This is a genomic window from uncultured Tateyamaria sp., assembly GCF_947496075.1.
Lineage (GTDB): Bacteria > Pseudomonadota > Alphaproteobacteria > Rhodobacterales > Rhodobacteraceae > Tateyamaria.
Window position 1 is genome coordinate 86,828 of record NZ_CANMBJ010000007.1, and the last position, 16,667, is coordinate 103,494.

The 16,667-nt window shown below is 56.6% G+C and carries 16 protein-coding genes and 1 pseudogene; 15 read left to right on the forward strand and 2 right to left on the reverse strand.

The annotated features are described in order from the left end of the window. Window positions 1–336: 336 nt before the first annotated feature. Entirely contained in the window at window positions 337–1,893 is a 1,557-nt protein-coding gene (locus Q1A51_RS23180; RefSeq protein WP_299606166.1) for a sigma 54-interacting transcriptional regulator, read from the reverse strand. A 477-nt stretch (window positions 1,894–2,370) separates the two neighbouring features. Between Q1A51_RS23180 and Q1A51_RS23185 the strand changes: the two genes are divergently transcribed. The 6 genes from Q1A51_RS23185 (at window position 2,371) to Q1A51_RS23210 (ending at window position 7,992) form a co-directional block, all read left to right on the forward strand. Beyond that, complete coding sequence (locus tag Q1A51_RS23185) at window positions 2,371–3,759, forward strand: CmpA/NrtA family ABC transporter substrate-binding protein (RefSeq protein WP_299606168.1); 1,389 nt, start codon at window positions 2,371–2,373, stop codon at window positions 3,757–3,759. Further along, entirely contained in the window at window positions 3,759–4,592 is an 834-nt protein-coding gene (gene ntrB / locus Q1A51_RS23190; protein ID WP_299606170.1) for a nitrate ABC transporter permease, read from the forward strand. Before Q1A51_RS23185 ends, ntrB begins: the two co-directional genes overlap by 1 nt. Window positions 4,593–4,602: 10 nt before the next feature. Further along, window positions 4,603–5,514, forward strand: coding sequence for an ABC transporter ATP-binding protein (locus Q1A51_RS23195; RefSeq protein WP_299606172.1), 912 nt, complete (start codon window positions 4,603–4,605; stop codon window positions 5,512–5,514). Window positions 5,515–5,518: 4 nt separating this feature from the next. Then, window positions 5,519–5,998 carry a nuclear transport factor 2 family protein gene (locus tag Q1A51_RS23200; RefSeq protein WP_299606174.1) on the forward strand — a complete coding sequence of 160 codons (480 nt, stop codon included), beginning with the start codon at window positions 5,519–5,521 and terminating at the stop codon, window positions 5,996–5,998. A 19-nt stretch (window positions 5,999–6,017) separates the two neighbouring features. Continuing rightward, window positions 6,018–6,467, forward strand: coding sequence for a cyanase (gene cynS / locus Q1A51_RS23205; RefSeq protein WP_366870330.1), 450 nt, complete (start codon window positions 6,018–6,020; stop codon window positions 6,465–6,467). A 799-nt stretch (window positions 6,468–7,266) separates the two neighbouring features. Beyond that, window positions 7,267–7,992 (forward strand): hypothetical protein, encoded by a 726-nt coding sequence (locus Q1A51_RS23210; protein WP_299606180.1) that lies wholly within the window; start codon window positions 7,267–7,269, stop codon window positions 7,990–7,992. A gap of 572 nt (window positions 7,993–8,564) precedes the next feature. On the opposite strand, the gene Q1A51_RS23215 is transcribed toward Q1A51_RS23210, so the two are convergent. Then, entirely contained in the window at window positions 8,565–9,584 is a 1,020-nt protein-coding gene (locus Q1A51_RS23215) for a LacI family DNA-binding transcriptional regulator (protein WP_299606204.1), read from the reverse strand. A 144-nt stretch (window positions 9,585–9,728) separates the two neighbouring features. Here Q1A51_RS23215 and Q1A51_RS23220 point away from each other — a divergent pair, with 144 nt between their 5' ends. From Q1A51_RS23220 to Q1A51_RS23260, 9 genes and pseudogenes are all read left to right on the forward strand, one after another. Next, on the forward strand, window positions 9,729–9,914 hold the full coding sequence (locus tag Q1A51_RS23220) for a hypothetical protein (protein ID WP_299606182.1): 186 nt from the start codon (window positions 9,729–9,731) through the stop codon (window positions 9,912–9,914). 22 nt (window positions 9,915–9,936) lie between these two features. After that, window positions 9,937–11,085, forward strand: coding sequence for a TRAP transporter substrate-binding protein (locus Q1A51_RS23225; protein ID WP_299606184.1), 1,149 nt, complete (start codon window positions 9,937–9,939; stop codon window positions 11,083–11,085). 114 nt (window positions 11,086–11,199) lie between these two features. Next, window positions 11,200–11,712, forward strand: a complete 513-nt coding sequence (locus tag Q1A51_RS23230) for a TRAP transporter small permease (RefSeq protein WP_299606186.1) — start codon at window positions 11,200–11,202, stop codon at window positions 11,710–11,712. A 12-nt stretch (window positions 11,713–11,724) separates the two neighbouring features. Beyond that, entirely contained in the window at window positions 11,725–13,053 is a 1,329-nt protein-coding gene (locus tag Q1A51_RS23235) for a TRAP transporter large permease (protein ID WP_299606188.1), read from the forward strand. A 12-nt stretch (window positions 13,054–13,065) separates the two neighbouring features. Next, a complete protein-coding gene (gene hisD, locus Q1A51_RS23240) occupies window positions 13,066–14,373 on the forward strand; it encodes a histidinol dehydrogenase (protein ID WP_299606190.1) in 1,308 nt (435 codons plus the stop codon). Beyond that, window positions 14,366–15,127: an SDR family oxidoreductase gene (locus Q1A51_RS23245; protein WP_299606192.1), complete on the forward strand. Its 762-nt coding sequence runs from the start codon at window positions 14,366–14,368 to the stop codon at window positions 15,125–15,127. Before hisD ends, Q1A51_RS23245 begins: the two co-directional genes overlap by 8 nt. Then, the gene (locus Q1A51_RS23250; RefSeq protein ID WP_299606195.1) at window positions 15,124–16,104 is read left to right on the forward strand and encodes an alcohol dehydrogenase catalytic domain-containing protein; all 981 of its coding nucleotides are present in this window, start codon (window positions 15,124–15,126) and stop codon (window positions 16,102–16,104) included. Before Q1A51_RS23245 ends, Q1A51_RS23250 begins: the two co-directional genes overlap by 4 nt. Window positions 16,105–16,137: 33 nt before the next feature. Further along, entirely contained in the window at window positions 16,138–16,551 is a 414-nt protein-coding gene (locus tag Q1A51_RS23255; protein WP_299606198.1) for a universal stress protein, read from the forward strand. 40 nt (window positions 16,552–16,591) lie between these two features. Next, window positions 16,592–16,667 (forward strand): annotated as a pseudogene (locus tag Q1A51_RS23260) (sulfopyruvate decarboxylase subunit alpha); the annotation flags it as partial.

Sequence of the window (16,667 nt, forward strand, 5' to 3'; positions counted from 1 at the left end):
CGGAATAAGTTTTCTTTCCTCAAGCGAAACTAGACGATGGCGATATGTCGTCTGACAATCTGCGGGAAGTTGCCTTTTCTGTTGCACGGCTTCGATGATTTTGAGTTCGAAACTGTCCAAAGGAGCAGCGCAGCGACGTGTTGCAGGGTCCGAGTGTCCTTGCGCAAGGGACGGCCCAAAGTTGTCGTTCGTCGATGGACGTTTTCGCTGTGGTGCGGCCGCTCAAAGCAGACCTTGATGGTCTGTGCAGAATTCCGTGAAGGCTTACGGTCGCAATGGCGGGACAAAACTGACTTCTGGTCCGGCGGAGCCAAGAGTTGCTTTCTTGAGTTTCGATTATTTGAAACGTTCTGGGTCGACGCAAAATGACTTGAGTTTTGAGTAAACGGTCGTCGGAGCGATCCCGAGCATAGCTGCTGCTCCTTGCTTACCCGATACTTTTCCTTTGGCACGTCTTAGCGCGTTCTCGAGGTTCTTGCGCTCGAATGTGCGCAACTCTTCGCCGGTGAGTACAACGTCCGATTTTTGCGGTGAAACAGTGTCCGAGAGCTGGAAATCAAATTTTAATCGCCCACCTTGTGCCAGGATTGCAGCCCGTTCGATAACATTTTCCAACTCACGAATATTGCCTGGCCAGGAATACTGTTCCAGGGCTTCGATGTTGGATCGCGATAGCCGGGTCTGCGGCAGTCTGAGCCGTCGTGTTGTACGATCAAGAAAGTGCTTTGCCAGATACGGAATGTCATCGGGCCGATGACACAACGGCTCGCAACGAATGGAAAACAGGTTGAGCGCAAAGTATAGATCCTGACGGAAACGGCCCGCGCGGACCTCGGCCATAAGGTCGCGAGAGGTGGTTCCAATCACCGTCAGGGATACCGGTGTCTGTGCACGGTCACCCAGCCGTTGGAAATGGCCGTGCTGTAACACATCATGCAACTTTGCTTGTACGCTCCCCGGCAACTCCGCGATCTCGTCAAGATGTAGGGTGCCATTATGCGCCATGATTAGTTTGCCAGTATTGTCCCGTGTCGCACCCGAGAAGGCACCGCGACGGTAGCCAAAAAGCTCTGCTTCCAACTCCGGTGCAGACATGTGGTCACAGCTGATCCGAACCAGTGGACGGTGGCGGCGGTCGCTGGCTTCATGGATGGCGGATACAGTGAGGCTTTTTCCGGACCCTGTTGGGCCCGCCACGAGAGCATGAGCATCGCTTTTCGCGGCCAAATCAATCTGAACATTTAGCGACTTGATGGCGGGAGAAACGCCCACCACCCCGGTGTGAGAGCGCGCGGAACGGATTTCTGTAATCAGATAATCGTTTTCCTGCTCTAGCTTTACTTTCAGGTCTTCAACCTGTGCCAACGCCTCACGTAGCTTGCGTTCGTTCTCTTTCCGCTCGGTCACGTCACGAAAGATCACCACTGCGCCGGCTAGGATGCCGTGATCATAGATTGGCGTGGACACGTATTCGACCAAAATGGGCTTGCCATCCTTGCGCCAGAAGACATCGTCGTCTACGCGTACGGTCTCATCCCGACGGAAAGATGCATATATCGGGCATTGATGGGCCGGAAAATGCTCTCCGTTCAGGTGCTTGTGGTGGATGGTGGCGTGCAGGTCGCGCCCAATCAAGTCGTCTGCGGACCAGCCTAGCATCTCTTGCGCCGCGCGATTGACAAATGTCGCCTGACCCTTTCCGTTGATCCCATAGATGCCTTCACCGGCGGCCTCGAGGATCAGGTGGTTTTGTGCTTCGACTTCGCGAAAAAAGCCGTAGATATTCTTCCACTGATGCAATCCTGCCGTTTGGTGAGCTTGCTGATCAGCAATGCGGTTCCGACGATTATGCTCCTCCAGATCAAGAAAGCTGAGCAGAACGAGGTCAGGCACAACTTGGACGCCATAGGTTTGCAATTGCAGTACTGATCCGTCTTGTCCCGTAAAAACGAGCGCGCGATCTACATATGATCCGAAATGGGACACAGCATCGAAAAACACCGCTGCTGTTGAAACATCGTTGTGCAAGAGTCCCGAAAAAGACGCGCCAAGCGCCCCTTCATCAAACATGTTCAAGGCGGCAGTATTGAACGCCACTACGCCGTCGGTCCGTGTGTTCAACAGAACCGTCGGTAAGGGGTTATGAGCAACCATTCGTTCAGAATCAGATACATCAGACATGCTCTGTAGGATCGCAGCTTACGGGAGTAGTCGATTTACGAATTTTCGTAATTCACGAAAACTCGTAACTGCTGCACGGAATTTCATCAATAATTTCAGATAAGTGCCAGATTGTGGGCGCTAGGCGGACTGTCTTTCCCAGCCAATTTCGACGTGGGACGATTGGCTAATCGCTGACAGGAGATGGACATGACAATCAAAAGCTTGGGCAATCCGTTCTCGGATAAGACGGACCTGAGACACGGTGCCGATTGTGGTTGCGACAGCTGCCTTTCGGGCCACGGGCACGACTTGGACCACATCGAACCGCAGAATATGTCATCCGAGCAAATGATGGAACGTGCGGTCGAAAGCGCAATTGTCCGTTCTGTTTTTGGTCAAAACGACATTGGGCGCCGCTCGTTCATGGGCATGATCGGGGGCACAACCGCGGCGGCGGCGCTGGCATCGGTCTTTCCATTGGAACAAGCCAAGGCGGCGATCCTCGACAATCTGGGACCACCAGAAAAAACCGATCTCAATATCGGGTTTGTGCCGATCACCTGTGCGACGCCGATCATCATGGCCCAGCCTCTGGGCTTCTATGAGCGTTATGGATTGAATGCACAGGTCATCAAGACTGCAGGCTGGGCTGTGGCGCGCGACAAGTCTTTGTCGGGTGAATATGACGCCAGCCACATGCTGACACCGATGCCGCTCGCCATGACGCTGGGCGCGGGGTCCGTTGCTGAACCCTACATCATGCCCGCCGTAGAAAACATAAATGGCCAGGCTATCGTGTTGTCAAACGAGCATCTGGACAAGCGAGACCCCAAACAATGGAAGGGTTTCACCTTCGGCGTGCCGTTCGAATATTCGATGCACAACTTCCTGCTGCGCTACTACGTGGCCGAGTTCGGCCTGGACCCCGATGTCGATATTCAGATTCGCGTGGTGCCACCGCCAGAGATGGTGGCCAACCTGCGCGCCGGGAACCTCGACGGTTATCTGTCGCCCGACCCGTTCAACCAACGCGCCGTGTTTGAAGGCATCGGCTTCATCCACATCTTGACCAAGGAAATCTGGGAGGGACACCCCTGCTGTGCCTTTGCCGCACCGTTGAGCTTTGCGCAGGAGTTGCCCAACACCTATGGAGCCCTCTTGAAGTCCATCATCGACGCCACGCAATACGCATCGAACCCGGAAAACCGGGTCGAAATTGCGGAAGCGATCTCACCCACCAATTACCTCAACCAGCCTGTGACAGTGGTGCAGCAAGTGCTGACAGGCACCTATGCAGATGGTCTGGGTGAGGTACAGCGCGTGCCTGATCGGATCGATTTTGATCCCTTCCCCTGGCATTCGATGGGCGTATGGATCCTGACTCAGATGAAGCGTTGGGGCTATATCGAGGGCGACGTGGACTACAAAGCGGTGGCCGAACAAGTCTACCTCGCTGCGGATGCCAAGAAGGTCATGACCGACCTTGGCTATGATGCGCCCGATGTCACCTACAAGTCTCACTCGATCATGGGCAAGACCTTCGATCCGGCCCAGCCAGAGGCCTATGTCGACAGCTTTGCGATTAAGGCGAACTGATGCAAACACTAACCGAAAACAAGAAGGCCGCCGTCCTGTCGATCTTGATCCTGTTGATCGGCTGCCTGATTTGGGAAATGTCGATCCCCGCCCAGAAGGTGGCTGGGGAGTTGACCGAATATGAAATGCTTACAGGGGGAGGTCAGCCCAAAGCTGGTGTACCCCCGCCCAGTCAGGTGCTGGGCAAAGCATGGGAGCAACTGTCGAACCCGTTCTATGATGCAGGCCCGAACGACAAGGGGATCGGCATACAGATCGGGTATTCGATCTACCGTGTGCTCACCGGCTACCTTCTGGCCGCTGTAATCGCAATCCCATTGGGCTTTCTGATCGGTATGTCGTCTGTAGCTCACAAGGCGCTAAACCCGTTTATTCAGGTGCTGCGTCCGATCTCTCCACTGGCGTGGATGCCGCTCGCATTATTTATAATCCAAGACAGCGAAGCATCAGCAATCTTCGTGATCTTCATTTGTTCGATCTGGCCAATGTTGATCAACACGGCCTTCGGCGTGGCAGGTGTGCGCGAGGACTGGGTGAACGTGGCCCGCACACATGAACTGGGCGCAGTCAAAACCGCCTTTACCGTGATCCTGCCTGCGGCCGCGCCGACAATTGTGACCGGCATGCGCATCTCCATCGGCATCGCCTGGCTGGTAATTGTGGCAGCGGAGATGCTCGTTGGGGGCACCGGCATCGGCTACTATGTCTGGAACGAGTGGAACAACCTCGATCTGACCTCTGTCATCTTCTCAATCCTCATGATTGGCGTGGTGGGCATGCTGCTGGACTCGATGTTCGGCCTTTTGCAGCGCACCGTCGCCTACACCGAATAGGAGCGGTTTCGTGGTTAAACCCTTTCTCAGTATCGAACAGCTGACCCAGACATACCCGGACGGGCTGGGGGGCGAGTTCACCGTTTTCGAGAATGCCACCTTTGGCATCGAAAAGGGCGAGTTTGTATGCATCCTCGGGCATTCGGGCTGCGGCAAGTCAACCATCATGAACATCCTTGCAGGGCTGGCCGATCCCACCTCGGGCGTCGTCAAGATGGACGGAGCACATGTGTCCGGCCCCAGCCTGGACCGGGGTGTGGTGTTCCAGAACTATTCGCTTCTGCCGTGGCTGAGCGCCCTGAAGAACGTGACCTTTGGCGTTGCCGCCCGCTTTCCGCAGTGGAGCAAGGACAAGGTGATCGAGCATTCGACCGCCTTTCTGGCTAAGGTGGGCCTGACCGGCGACACGATCCACCGCAAACCTAGCCAGTTGTCGGGGGGCATGCGCCAGCGCGTGTCCATCGCGCGTGCCTTTGCCAACGAGCCGAAACTGCTGCTTCTGGATGAACCCTTTGGCGCGCTGGACGCGCTGACACGGGGCACCATTCAGGACGAGTTGATCAAGGTTTGGAGTGACACGGACCAGACCGTGTTCATGATCACTCACGACATTGACGAGGCGATTTTGTTGGCGGATCGCATCCTGTTGATGACCAACGGGCCAATGGCACAGGTGGCCGAGAGTGTTGAGATCACGATCCCACGCCCGCGTAATCGCACCAGCATTGTGGAGCACCCGAACTACTATGCCATCCGCAACCATCTGGTGCAGTTCCTTGGCCAACGCTCAGCCGAGTTGGCGGGACAGCCCGGCGACGCGGGACCCAGCAGCCCAGAAACCGTTCGCATCGACCTGATCGAGGACACCGATAGCGAAGACCCCGAACCCGCCGCTCCGATCTTGCGCGCTGTCGAAGGGTAGGGGGATGAGCGATACCCGTCCGCGCACGCCACTGCCGCCATTTTCCTACGATGAGGCGGTGCAAAAGGTCCGAATGGCCGAAAATGCCTGGAACACGCGTGACCCAGTTAAGGTCGCCCAAGCCTATACGGTGGACACCAGATGGCGCAACCGCTCCGAATTCCCCAAGGGACGCGCCGAAGTGCAGGAGTTTTTGACCCGCAAATGGGCGACCGAAACAGGCTACCGCCTGATCAAGGAAATCTGGGCTCATGATAGCCACAGGATCGCCGTGCGCTTTTGCTATGAATGGCATGATGCCAGCGGGCAGTGGTTTCGCGCACATGGCAACGAGAATTGGGAATTCGATGATCTGGGGTACATGGCCGTGCGCCATGCCTCGATCAATGATGTGCCCATCGCGGATGAAGACCGCTTGTTTCATTGGCCTGAGGGCACGCTCCGGCCGGACGATCACCCCGGACTGACAGAGTTAGGATTGTAAGATGAGGGATACAGTTGAAATGACCGAAATGACCAAAGAGGATGTGACCGCGATGATCCTGTCCGCCAAAAAGCAGGCTGGTCTGACATGGGAAGAGATCGCCGAAAGGATTGACATGTCTCCTGTGTGGACACATTCCGCCGCCATGGGCATGAACGCCTTCCCCCCGGAAAAAGCTGAGCTGATGGTGTCCGTGATGGGGCTGCCACAGGAAGCCGCCAGCATTCTAGGCGAGAGTCCTACCAAAATCTGGGAACAGGCCGTACCGACCGATCCTTGCATCTACCGTTTTTACGAAATCGTCGGTGTGTATGGCCCCACGCTCAAAGCGCTGATCCAGGAGAAATTCGGTGACGGCATCATGTCGGCTATCGACTTTGACATGTCTGTCACCCGCGTCGCGAACCCCAAAGGTGACCGGGTCAAGGTTGAAATGTCGGGTAAATACCTAGGCTACAATAGCTGGTAATCCTGTGATCGCTCCCAGTGCGCCGTCAACCCAGAATACAGTTGGCGGCGCTGGCCGGGCAGCAAAGGCAACTATGCGATGGAATGTAGCCAGCCAACGAACGACTAGGAGTTGGCTATCTGGCTCTTACGGATTAACGGCCGAACATCTGATCGAACTGAAGAGGCATTCAGACACGGTACTTGCCGTCGTCCTAGAGCGTGCTGGATGCAACGAGGCTATGACGAATGAATACCTCAAGCGAATTAAGAAAGATCTGGCGGACATTTTGAGGACTTTGGATGCGATGCGCGCCGCTGAGGGCGATCAAACAAAAGAATAGTGGCGGATTTAGAAATCTAGACCGATGTGCTGAGTGGAAGATCTATAAGCCGCAAAAGGTAAATTTGCTGCTTAGGTTCTCAAAATTCCTGTTTAAAATCAGTCGCTCACCTTCCCGAAAATGGCAAAACCATGTGTCGTTCCCCACTGTGGAACGTTATACAAATTTGACCTTCACATCAAAAACTGACCCAAATTCTTAAAAAGCCGGAAAGCTGACCGTCATGCGGATCGCAGCGAATTCGTGCTTCGAGTCCGGAGTGCGAGATGGTGCGCTGCCGACCAATGAACGTTTTCGCGATCTAGGCCCGCCCCGACGATACCCAAATGAGTAATTGCGAACATTGGTGTAGGCCGCCTTTTCGCTAGAGAACTGTTTTATCGGGGCAAGAAAAGGCCTGAACAAGACCTTCAATGAACCGTTTGGGCTTTCGCCGGCACCTACAGAAACAATCACCCTACGTTAGAGGATTTTCGCATGAGCAAGAAAGACCAAGCACGTATTGATGCGTTTCTAGATTCACAGAAGATAAACGAACGCAAACTGGGGGCATACAAGCCTAAATTCTACGAGGCGATGAAACAGGCGCTTGACGACAACCGAATGGGTAATAAAACCGCCGTCCGTCATCAGATCCGAAGCATCGTCAGCAGTCTCAGGGTCGTTCATGTGCTCAAGGAAGAACGTGTTGCCGATTTCGCCAAGGCACTTGCAAAGTTCATCTCCAAGTACGGGCATTTCGATTTTGGCAAGGTCCTGGCAAAGAACGCCAGTAAACTGAGGGGCATCACGACGATGTTTCACAGCAAAGGTGTCCTTGCCGCCAAAAAGGAAGGCGAAAGACTCTACAAGGTCATGGTCGATGCCGGAGAAATCCCGGCGGGAGCGAGCATGGCCGATTTCGAAGCCGCAATGGAGTATTACGACGTTCACGCCATCAGATACTACAACTTCAACGAGCAAGCCATAGGCAAGGCGAATTGGAATTCGATCATCAAGGGCTTCAAGCTGAAGAACGGCGCGAAGAAAGATCTCAAGAAACTCGGTATGGCGATTTACAAGAAAGGCTCGAAGCATCAGGTCGTGCAGGCGATGGCCAGCGACATCCTGGCCGTCAGCGGCGACTCCAAGGCAGCGAGACACGGGGTCCATGGTTTCGTGTCGCTGGTCGCGGATGAGTTGGTCACAGCCGGGGCAAAGTGACCGAGTGGCGGCTGCGTTTCGATGCCGATGTCGCGATGTGAATTTAACGTCCGCTGCACGCAGTCAGCTCGCTGCGTTGGATGCAGCTTTGCAGGGCGGCGTTTCGGCGGGTCCGGGAACACTTGTGCCGCCGACCGCGGTTCAGCGTGCTCGTTCGTTGAAGCGGGATCGGATCCTCGTCGATCACGATTGGTGCGGGCCGTGCAAACCACTTTTTGAGTTTCTTCTTGTGGCAGTGTTTCACAACTGTCTCAATCGTGAGCAGACTGAGATCTGCCAACGCCTCCAGGTTTGTTTCCGCAGAAGCGACAGAGCGCCCCTCAATCACAGCTATTATGTGCACCTGGTGTCAAGGCGCTCGTTTATGCAATCTGCTCCCGGTGAGGGTAGGTCGGAGCGAAGGCTTAGTCGTACCTTAAGTCACAAATATTTGTCTGATGTGACCATTGCCGGGCAATTTGCAAACCAAACCAAAAAGACTGTTTGAATACTGCCGCTCTGGGTGAAGCAAAGAGATTTCGAACGGGTTGCCTAGTGAAATCAGAGCCGAACTTTTCGCTGGCCCCGCAGCGTCAACCAAGGGCTTTGAGAGACCCGCGCATTTTCAGCGAGCTTTCCAATTGTTCGGACACGCCTGGGCTGTCCATCTTCACCATTTTTACCAATTCAACAGCTGCGCGTCGTCCCATTTCGCGGTGCGGGACATGCACCGTCGTCAGGGAAGGCGTAAGAATTCGCGCGAGTTCGATGTCGTCGAAGCCGGTTATCGAAATGTCCTCCGGCACTGATAAGTTCATCTCTTGAGCGCGACGCAAGGCACCCGCAGCCAAAACGTCGTTGCCACACATGACAACCGTTGGACGCGTGTTGTTCTGCATAAACTGTTCAAAAGCCATGGCGCCATTTTCGATCTCGTAGGGTGTTTCGATAATCGGTGTTTTCTTCGGGTCGAGCCCATTCTCCCGCAACCCGTCCAAGATGCCTTGCAGGCGTCCTTCAGCCCTATCGTTCCCCTCGACTACACCGGAAATGACAGCAATGTCCCGGTGACCCATCGAGATGACCTTGTTTGCCAGCATTCGCATGGATTTTCGGTTGTCAAACCCGATGCAGGCTTGTTCTGCATTATTCCGGTAGGCCCACGCAATCAGGGTGGGTATCTCACGTTGCCGTAGATAGCTATAGATTTCGGGATCGCGGGTGTAACCGATCAAAAGCAATCCATCCGCCCCACGTGCAACAAGGGAGCGGATCTGCTCTGCCTCGATCTCGGGGCGGTACGAGCTGCTCGCGACAAGCAGCATGTATCCTTGCGTGTGCAACTCTTCCTGAAAGGCCTGAAGCCCTCGGGCAAAGATCGCATTGTCCATGGTCGGAATGATAGCGCCGATTGTGAACGTGTTTTTCGCCGCCATGGCACGTGCGCCGAAATTCGGCGTATAGCCTAGCTCTTCGACGGCTTGCATGACCTTGACCCGTTTCTGTTCCACAACCCGCTCAGGAGAGTTCAGGCAGCGCGATACCGTCGCCGTTGAAACCCCTGCCTTTCTGGCAACATCTTCAAGTGTTGGAACCGTTCGAATTCGGGACATCGCCAGCCTGTATCTTGTTTCGAATTTCTTGAACGCAAACTTCCAGAAAGTCAAAAAGTTCATTTCAAATGTAAGCGCTTGCAAGAATCAAATGTAAGCGCTTACAATGCCATTCAGAACCGCAACTTTATCGGGTCCTGTTTTATGTTCCTTGCCGCCTCGCTGATCGTCTTTGTCGTCTACTTCGTCAATGTCGCACTGGGGGCCTTTGCGGCAAGCGCATTCCTGGGGGACGTGGGCGAAATGCTGGTTCTGTTTGCTGCGTCGATATTATTTGTCGTCGCCATTCTTCAAAAAGAGGCTGACCGAAACAACAAGAACGGCAGCTAACGACCTTCTGGGAGGACACATCATGGACAAAGATTGCAAGGACCTTGCGTCGGCGGCACGCCGGAATTTTCTGAAATTGACGGCAACGGGCGGCTTTACGGCGGCCATGGTCGCGGGTGCCGCGGGGACGCTGTGGTCTACTGAAGCCGCAGCGCAAAGTGCCAGCGAAGAGCGCGCACGCGAAGCGGCAGCAGATCATGTGATGGTTCTGGCAACAGCCTATCCCGTGGGCGCATCGCGCGGTTACCCGATCATGCAGCTGGACCTGAAAGAAAACATTCAGAACGCCACCAATGGCAAGGTCTATGTCAAACTCGCGCCGGGCGGTCAGTTGGGAGCAGGCGGTGCGCTGGTGCAGGCCGTGCAAGGCGGCACGATCCAGGCAGCACAGCATTCATTGTCCAACTTTGCGCCGTTTGCATCGACCGTTGACCTGATCAACATGCCGTATCTGTGCGGGTCCAACCAGCGCTTCACGAACCTCGTCAACTCGCAGTTCTGGAAGGACACGGTCGAGCCAAAGGTCGAGGAAAACGGCTTCAAGGCGCTGTTCTACGTCAACATCGACCCGCGTGTTGTTGCGGTCCGCAAAGGCGGCGCTGGTGCGGTGATCACGCCATCCGATCTGGAAGGCGTCAAGTTCCGCGTGCCCGGTTCCAAAATGCTGCAACAGTATTACCGCATGGTCGGTGCCAACCCAACGCCAGTGGCATGGGGCGAAACACCTTCGGCCATCAAGCAAGGCGTTGCGGACGCGCTGGATCCGTCGGTTGGCGCTCTGGAGGTGTTTGGCTTCAAGGACATCCTCAGCCACGTCACCTTCACGCAGGCTGTGCCGGACAGCCAAGTCTACTCTTGCAACCTCGAATGGTTCAACTCGATGCCAGCCGACGTGCAGGAAGGCATTATGTGGGGTTCCGAGATGACCGCGCACCAGAACCTGGCCAAAGTGCCATCGGCCCGCGCCTATGCCATGGCCGAATTGGTCAAGGCAGGGGTTGAGTTCCATTCGCTGAACGAAGATCAACTGGCCGAGTGGAAAGCCGCAGGTGGCTACCAGCGGTCCGAATGGGACGAGTTCAAGGTCGATCTGGCCGGTTCCATGGACAACTTTGCCAAGATGGAAGAAGCCGCAGGCACCCAAGGCAAATACTACGTCCACGACGCGTAACTGCCGCGCCGGGCGTGCCGCTCTGCGCGCCCGGTGATACTTTCTTTCCCGCCTTAGCAAAGCCCGAACGCGTCAGCGCGGTGCGTTTTGCTCGGCAAGTCAGCAGGTTCTCACATGGATTTTTTGCGCCGAATTGACCGCGATGCCGAGCGCTGGTTGCTTCTGGTCTTCTACGTGATGCTCGTCATCACCATGGCGATCGAAGTGCTGCGCCGCGAAATCTTCTCGTTCTCTTCGATCTGGGGGGAAGAGATCGTGCGGTACTCCTTCATCTATCTTGCATGGATTGGTGCCGCCGCAGCCGTAAAAGAACGCGCGCACATCCGCATCGACGTGCTGATGCACTATCTTGGGCCGCGGCCCAAGGCCCTGCTGTACATCTTTGGCGATCTGGTGATGTTCGGTGTCGCCGTGATTGCCCTCTACTGGTCCTACGAGGCTGTGCATGTGTCCGCCAAATTCGGTTCGGTCACGGACGGCCTGCGCATCTCCAAAGTGTGGTTTCTGATGGCGGTTCCGCTGGGGTTCGCCCTGATCATATGGCGGCTGATCCAATCCCTGCTGCGCGACATCCATTCCCTCAGAACGGGCAAACCCGTTTTCGAGGGTGACACGCTCTTTGATTGAGGGATGACTTGAATGCTTTGGCAAACCTTTGATCAAACTGTTGAGTTGGGCTGGGACTTCTACCTGCCCGTCATCATATTCGTCTCGCTGATTGCTCTGGCGGTGCCTGTGTGGGCGGCGATTGGAACGTCAGCCATCCTGATGCTGGTGATGTCCGGTGATCTGCCCCTGAGCCTTGTCGGCGAAAAACTGTTCACCGGTATTGATGCCTTTGCCCTGACGGCCGTGCCTCTGTTCATTCTGACGGGTGACGTACTGGTCCGAACCGGGCTCAGTCGAAAATTCCTTGATGTGGCCGAGGCACTGACCTGCTTTACCAAGGGCGGGTTCGGGTCTGCCACGGTCCTCGTCTGCGGTATGTTCGCGGCCATTTCCGGCTCTGACGCCGCGGGAGCGGCGGCGGTTGGGCGCATGACCATCGCGCGCTTGGTGGAAAGCGGGTATCCGCGCCCATACGCCTGCGCACTGGTGGCGGCAGGTGCGTGTACCGGCATCCTGATCCCACCGTCCATTGCCTATATTATCATCGGCCTCGTGCTGGGGATATCCGCGTCAACCCTGTTCCTCGCGGCCTTGATCCCGGGCATCGCAATCCTGTTGTCGATCCTGATCACGAACCTGATCGTGAACCGTATCTACGCCTATGAAGGCGGCGGCCAGATGACCATGGCCGAATGGCTGGGCAACTTGGGCCGCGCCCTGAAATCCGGCTGGTACGCGTTCATCGTACCCGGCATCATCTTCTACGGCATCTTCTCAGGCCGCCTGACACCAACCGAGGCGGGTGCCACGGCGGTCGTTGTAACGATCATCATGGGTTTCATCCTCCGCACGCTCACACTGGCCGATTTCCCGGCCATGCTGGTCAGCTCGGCAAAAGTGAACGGTGTGATCCTGCCCATCATCGCCTTTTCAGCGCCATTGGCCGAAGCCCTTGCGATCATGGGCGTGCCGCAAGGTTTCGTGACATCGGTGATGGGTTTGACGGACGAACCATGGCTGCTGATCCTGCTAATGATCGGGATCCTGATCGCCGCCGGCTGCGTGATGGAAACAACGCCGAACATCGTGATCCTCGCACCGATCCTCAAACCGCTCGCGGACAACATCGGCATGAACGAAATCCAGTTCTGTATCATGATGATCACCGCCCTTGGCGTCGGCTTCATCACGCCTCCCTTGGGCCTCAACCTTTTCGTGGTGTCGGGCATCACCGGGGAATCCATCCTCAAGATCGCTGCCCGGGCCGTTCCCTTCGTTCTTTGCATGTTCTTGGTCGTGTTGCTGATTGCCTACGTGCCGGCGATCTCGACCACGTTCCTGCCTGAAATCTACAAGTAGGACCCCGTTATAATGAAACGAGAATATCTGAAAAAAGCGACCCTGACCGCCAAGTCCGATGCGTCCGAAGTCCACGAAACGGTCAAGACGATCCTGGCCGACATAGAGGAGGGCGGAGACGCAAAAGCTATGGAGTACGCCGCAAAATTCGACCGGTACGAGGGCAATGTCCTTTTGACCGCGGAAGAGATTGATGCGGCGGCGGCGCTTGTGCCTGACAAGCTGAAGGCAGACATTCAGTTCGCGCACGATAACGTCAAACGGTTTGCCAAAGCGCAGAAGGCAACCGTATCCGATGTCGAGGTTGAAATCGTACCGGGCATGATCGCGGGCCAAAAGGCGATCCCTGTCGATGCCGCCGGCTGCTACGTGCCCGGCGGCCGCTACAGTCACATTGCGTCAGCCATAATGACAGTGACAACGGCCAAGGTTGCGGGCTGTGGCCATATCACCGCGTGTTCACCACCGCGTCCGGGCGTCGGTGTTGCGCCGGCCATTGTCTATGCCGCGCACCTATGTGGCGCGGACAAGATCATGGCCTTGGGTGGCGTGCAGGGCGTAGCCGCGATGACCTTTGGCCTCTTTGGTCTGCCCAAAGCGAACATCCTTGTCGGCCCCGGCAACCAATTTGTGGCCGAAGCCAAGCGTATCCTGTTTGGCCGCGTGGGCATCGACATGATCGCAGGCCCAACCGACAGCCTGATCCTGGCGGATACAACCGCCGACGCGCATATCGTGGCGACCGACTTGGTCAGCCAAGCCGAACACGGCTACAATTCGCCCGTCTGGTTGGTCACGGATGACCGGGCCTTGGCCGAAAAAGTGATGGAGCTTGTACCGGGCCTGATCGACGATCTGCCAGAGATCAACCGCGACAATGCTTTCGCCGCCTGGCGCGACTATGCCGAAGTGATCGTCTGTTCAGATCGCGAGGAAATGGCGGCCTGTTCTGATGATTACGCACCCGAGCACCTGACCGTGCAGGCCGAGGACCTGGATTGGTGGCTCGACCGGCTGACCTGCTATGGCTCACTCTTCCTTGGGGAAGAGACCACTGTGTCCTACGGCGACAAGGCAACGGGCACCAATCACGTGCTGCCCACGTCGGGGGCCGCAAATTACACCGGCGGCTTGTCGGTTCACAAGTACATGAAAATCGTCACATGGCAGCGTGCCACACGCGAAGGTGCGAAGCAGGTGGCCGAAGCCACAGCGCGTATTTCCCGGCTTGAAGGGATGGAAGGGCACGCCCGTGCGGCTGATGTCCGTCTGGCCAAGTACTTCCCCGATGAAGCGTTCGACCTGACCGCCAATGGCTGATCCACGATCCCTTTTTGACCTGACCGGGCGTGTGGCCTGTGTGACCGGGGCCAGTTCTGGCCTTGGTCGGCGCGCGGCCATCGCACTGGCCGGGGCCGGTGCACGTGTGGTGGGCGTGGCCCGTCGTGCAGAGGCACTACGGGATTTGCAGGACGAGATCGGCGCAAGCTGCGACTACGTTACAGCGGATGTCGCAGACCGGGACGCAGTCCCGCGCATTGTCGAAGTGATCAGTGCACCATTCGGCGCGCCTGACATTATCGTGCACGCCGCCGGTATCAACACCCGGCAGGCGGCGGACGACGTGACTCCCGAAGGTTGGGATCAGACCGTGGCACTGAACATCTCGGCCCCGTTCTTCCTGAGCCAGGCGCTGGTTCCCGCGATGAAGGCCAAAGGGTGGGGGCGGATTGTGAACTTCGCGTCACTCCAAACCACGCGCGCCTTTCCCGGCGGCATCGCTTACGGCACGACCAAGGCAGGCATTGCCCAGTTGACCCGCGCCATGGCCGAAGCGTGGTCTGCAGATGGAATAACGGCCAACGCAATCGGGCCCGGGTTTTTCCCAACTGAACTGACCAAGGCCGTGTTTTCCGACCCGGACCGGGCCAAGCGCAATGCTGCCCAGACCTGCATCAACCGAAATGGGCTTCTGGAAGATATTGATGGCCCGATGTTGTTTCTCTGTTCTGACGCCTCCGGCTACGTGACCGGGCAAACGCTGATGGTCGATGGAGGGTTCACAGCAAAATGAAAGCGTTGGTTTATGAAGGTGTAGAAACGCTTGGCGTGCGCGACGTCCTGCGCCCGGAGGTCGGCCAAGGCCATTCGCTGGTTCGTGTCGAGGCCTCCGGCATCTGCGGGTCCGACATGCACGCTTATCTCGGACATGACGACAGGCGTCCCGCGCCTCTGATCCTGGGCCATGAGGCTGCAGGTGTGATTGAAGGCGGTGCGCGTGACGGTGAAAGGGTTACGATCAACCCGCTGGTCAGCTGTGGCACCTGTACTGCATGCCGAACGGGCCGCGATAATCTGTGTCCGGATCGCATGATCATTTCCATGCCGCCGCGCGAAGGGGCCTTTGCACAATACTTGGCGATGCAAGACGATAATCTCATCCTTGTTCCGGATCACGTCCCATTGCAGAAGGCGGCCTTGGCTGAACCTTTGGCCGTCAGCTGGCATTCCGTCCGTTTGGGCCTGGTGGCCCTTGATCCGGACGCATCCAGAACGGCGTTGGTTCTTGGTGGCGGCGCCATCGGACTGGCCGCTTCGCTGGCTTTGAAAGCCCAAGGGCTAAACGACGTCACAATTGCGGAGCCCAATGACGCACGACGCCTTTTCCTTGAAAATCAATGTGATGAGGTAAGTGTCCCCGCGGGGACAGGTCAGTATGGCATCGTGATCGACGCCGTCGGATACGCTGCGACACGCGCGGCAGCCTCTGCTTTGGCTGAGCCGGGTGGTGTGATCGTTCACGTTGGGTTGGGAGAAGATACAGGTGGCCTCGACATCCGGCGGATGACCTTGCAGGAGGTGACGTTCATCGGAACCTACACCTACACGCCGCAGGACTTCCGTGATACGTGCGCCGCGATTTTCGATGGATCGCTCGGCCTGTTGGACTGGGCAGAACACCGCAGCCTGGATGATGGACCGCAGGCATTTGCCGATCTGCGGTCAGGAGCGGTTGCGGCGCCCAAGATCATCCTCAATCCGTGGGCCTGACATCCATGATAACCAACAAAATGGAGACACTGCATGTATCATAAAATCCTCGTGCCGATGGCGCTGGACCATGGCGTGTCGACCCACACGCTTGAGATTGCCAACGCGCTGCGTGCAAAAGATGCTCAGGTTTTCGCCCTTCACGTTCATGAGGCCCCCCAAGGCTCTGTCAGTGCGTATCTGGACGAAGAAACTGTTGCCGCCGGGTTTGAAAAAGCGCGGGCCGGTTTGGAAGACAAACTGTCTGGACAGCCGGGTGTCACACCCGTGATCGTCAAGGGCCATTCCGCGCGCACAATCATCGACTATGCGGAGGCGAATGGCGTCGATTGCATTGTGATGGGATCTCACAAACCCGGTCTCAGCGATTATTTCCTTGGCTCAACGGCCGCCCGCGTTGTGCGGCACGCCAGTTGCGCTGTCCATGTGCATCGCGCGCCCTCATGACGGCGCGCTCCTTCCCCTTCAAGAAAGGCACCTCCGAAACATGACCATAGACAAGAAGATTACCGATGATCTGGTTGCGAACGACATTTCGTTTGTGACGACGGTGCCCTGCAAAC

Coding starts and splice junctions, on each gene's coding strand:
- Q1A51_RS23185 (WP_299606168.1), top strand. CDS start 2,371: ATGACAATCAAAAGCTTGGGCAATCCGTTCTCGGATAAGACGGACCTG.
- ntrB (WP_299606170.1), top strand. CDS start 3,759: ATGCAAACACTAACCGAAAACAAGAAGGCCGCCGTCCTGTCGATCTTG.
- Q1A51_RS23200 (WP_299606174.1), top strand. CDS start 5,519: ATGAGCGATACCCGTCCGCGCACGCCACTGCCGCCATTTTCCTACGAT.
- cynS (WP_366870330.1), top strand. CDS start 6,018: ATGACCGAAATGACCAAAGAGGATGTGACCGCGATGATCCTGTCCGCC.
- Q1A51_RS23210 (WP_299606180.1), top strand. CDS start 7,267: ATGAGCAAGAAAGACCAAGCACGTATTGATGCGTTTCTAGATTCACAG.
- Q1A51_RS23215 (WP_299606204.1), bottom strand. CDS start 9,584: ATGTCCCGAATTCGAACGGTTCCAACACTTGAAGATGTTGCCAGAAAG.
- Q1A51_RS23220 (WP_299606182.1), top strand. CDS start 9,729: ATGTTCCTTGCCGCCTCGCTGATCGTCTTTGTCGTCTACTTCGTCAAT.
- Q1A51_RS23225 (WP_299606184.1), top strand. CDS start 9,937: ATGGACAAAGATTGCAAGGACCTTGCGTCGGCGGCACGCCGGAATTTT.
- Q1A51_RS23230 (WP_299606186.1), top strand. CDS start 11,200: ATGGATTTTTTGCGCCGAATTGACCGCGATGCCGAGCGCTGGTTGCTT.
- Q1A51_RS23235 (WP_299606188.1), top strand. CDS start 11,725: ATGCTTTGGCAAACCTTTGATCAAACTGTTGAGTTGGGCTGGGACTTC.
- hisD (WP_299606190.1), top strand. CDS start 13,066: ATGAAACGAGAATATCTGAAAAAAGCGACCCTGACCGCCAAGTCCGAT.
- Q1A51_RS23245 (WP_299606192.1), top strand. CDS start 14,366: ATGGCTGATCCACGATCCCTTTTTGACCTGACCGGGCGTGTGGCCTGT.
- Q1A51_RS23250 (WP_299606195.1), top strand. CDS start 15,124: ATGAAAGCGTTGGTTTATGAAGGTGTAGAAACGCTTGGCGTGCGCGAC.
- Q1A51_RS23255 (WP_299606198.1), top strand. CDS start 16,138: ATGTATCATAAAATCCTCGTGCCGATGGCGCTGGACCATGGCGTGTCG.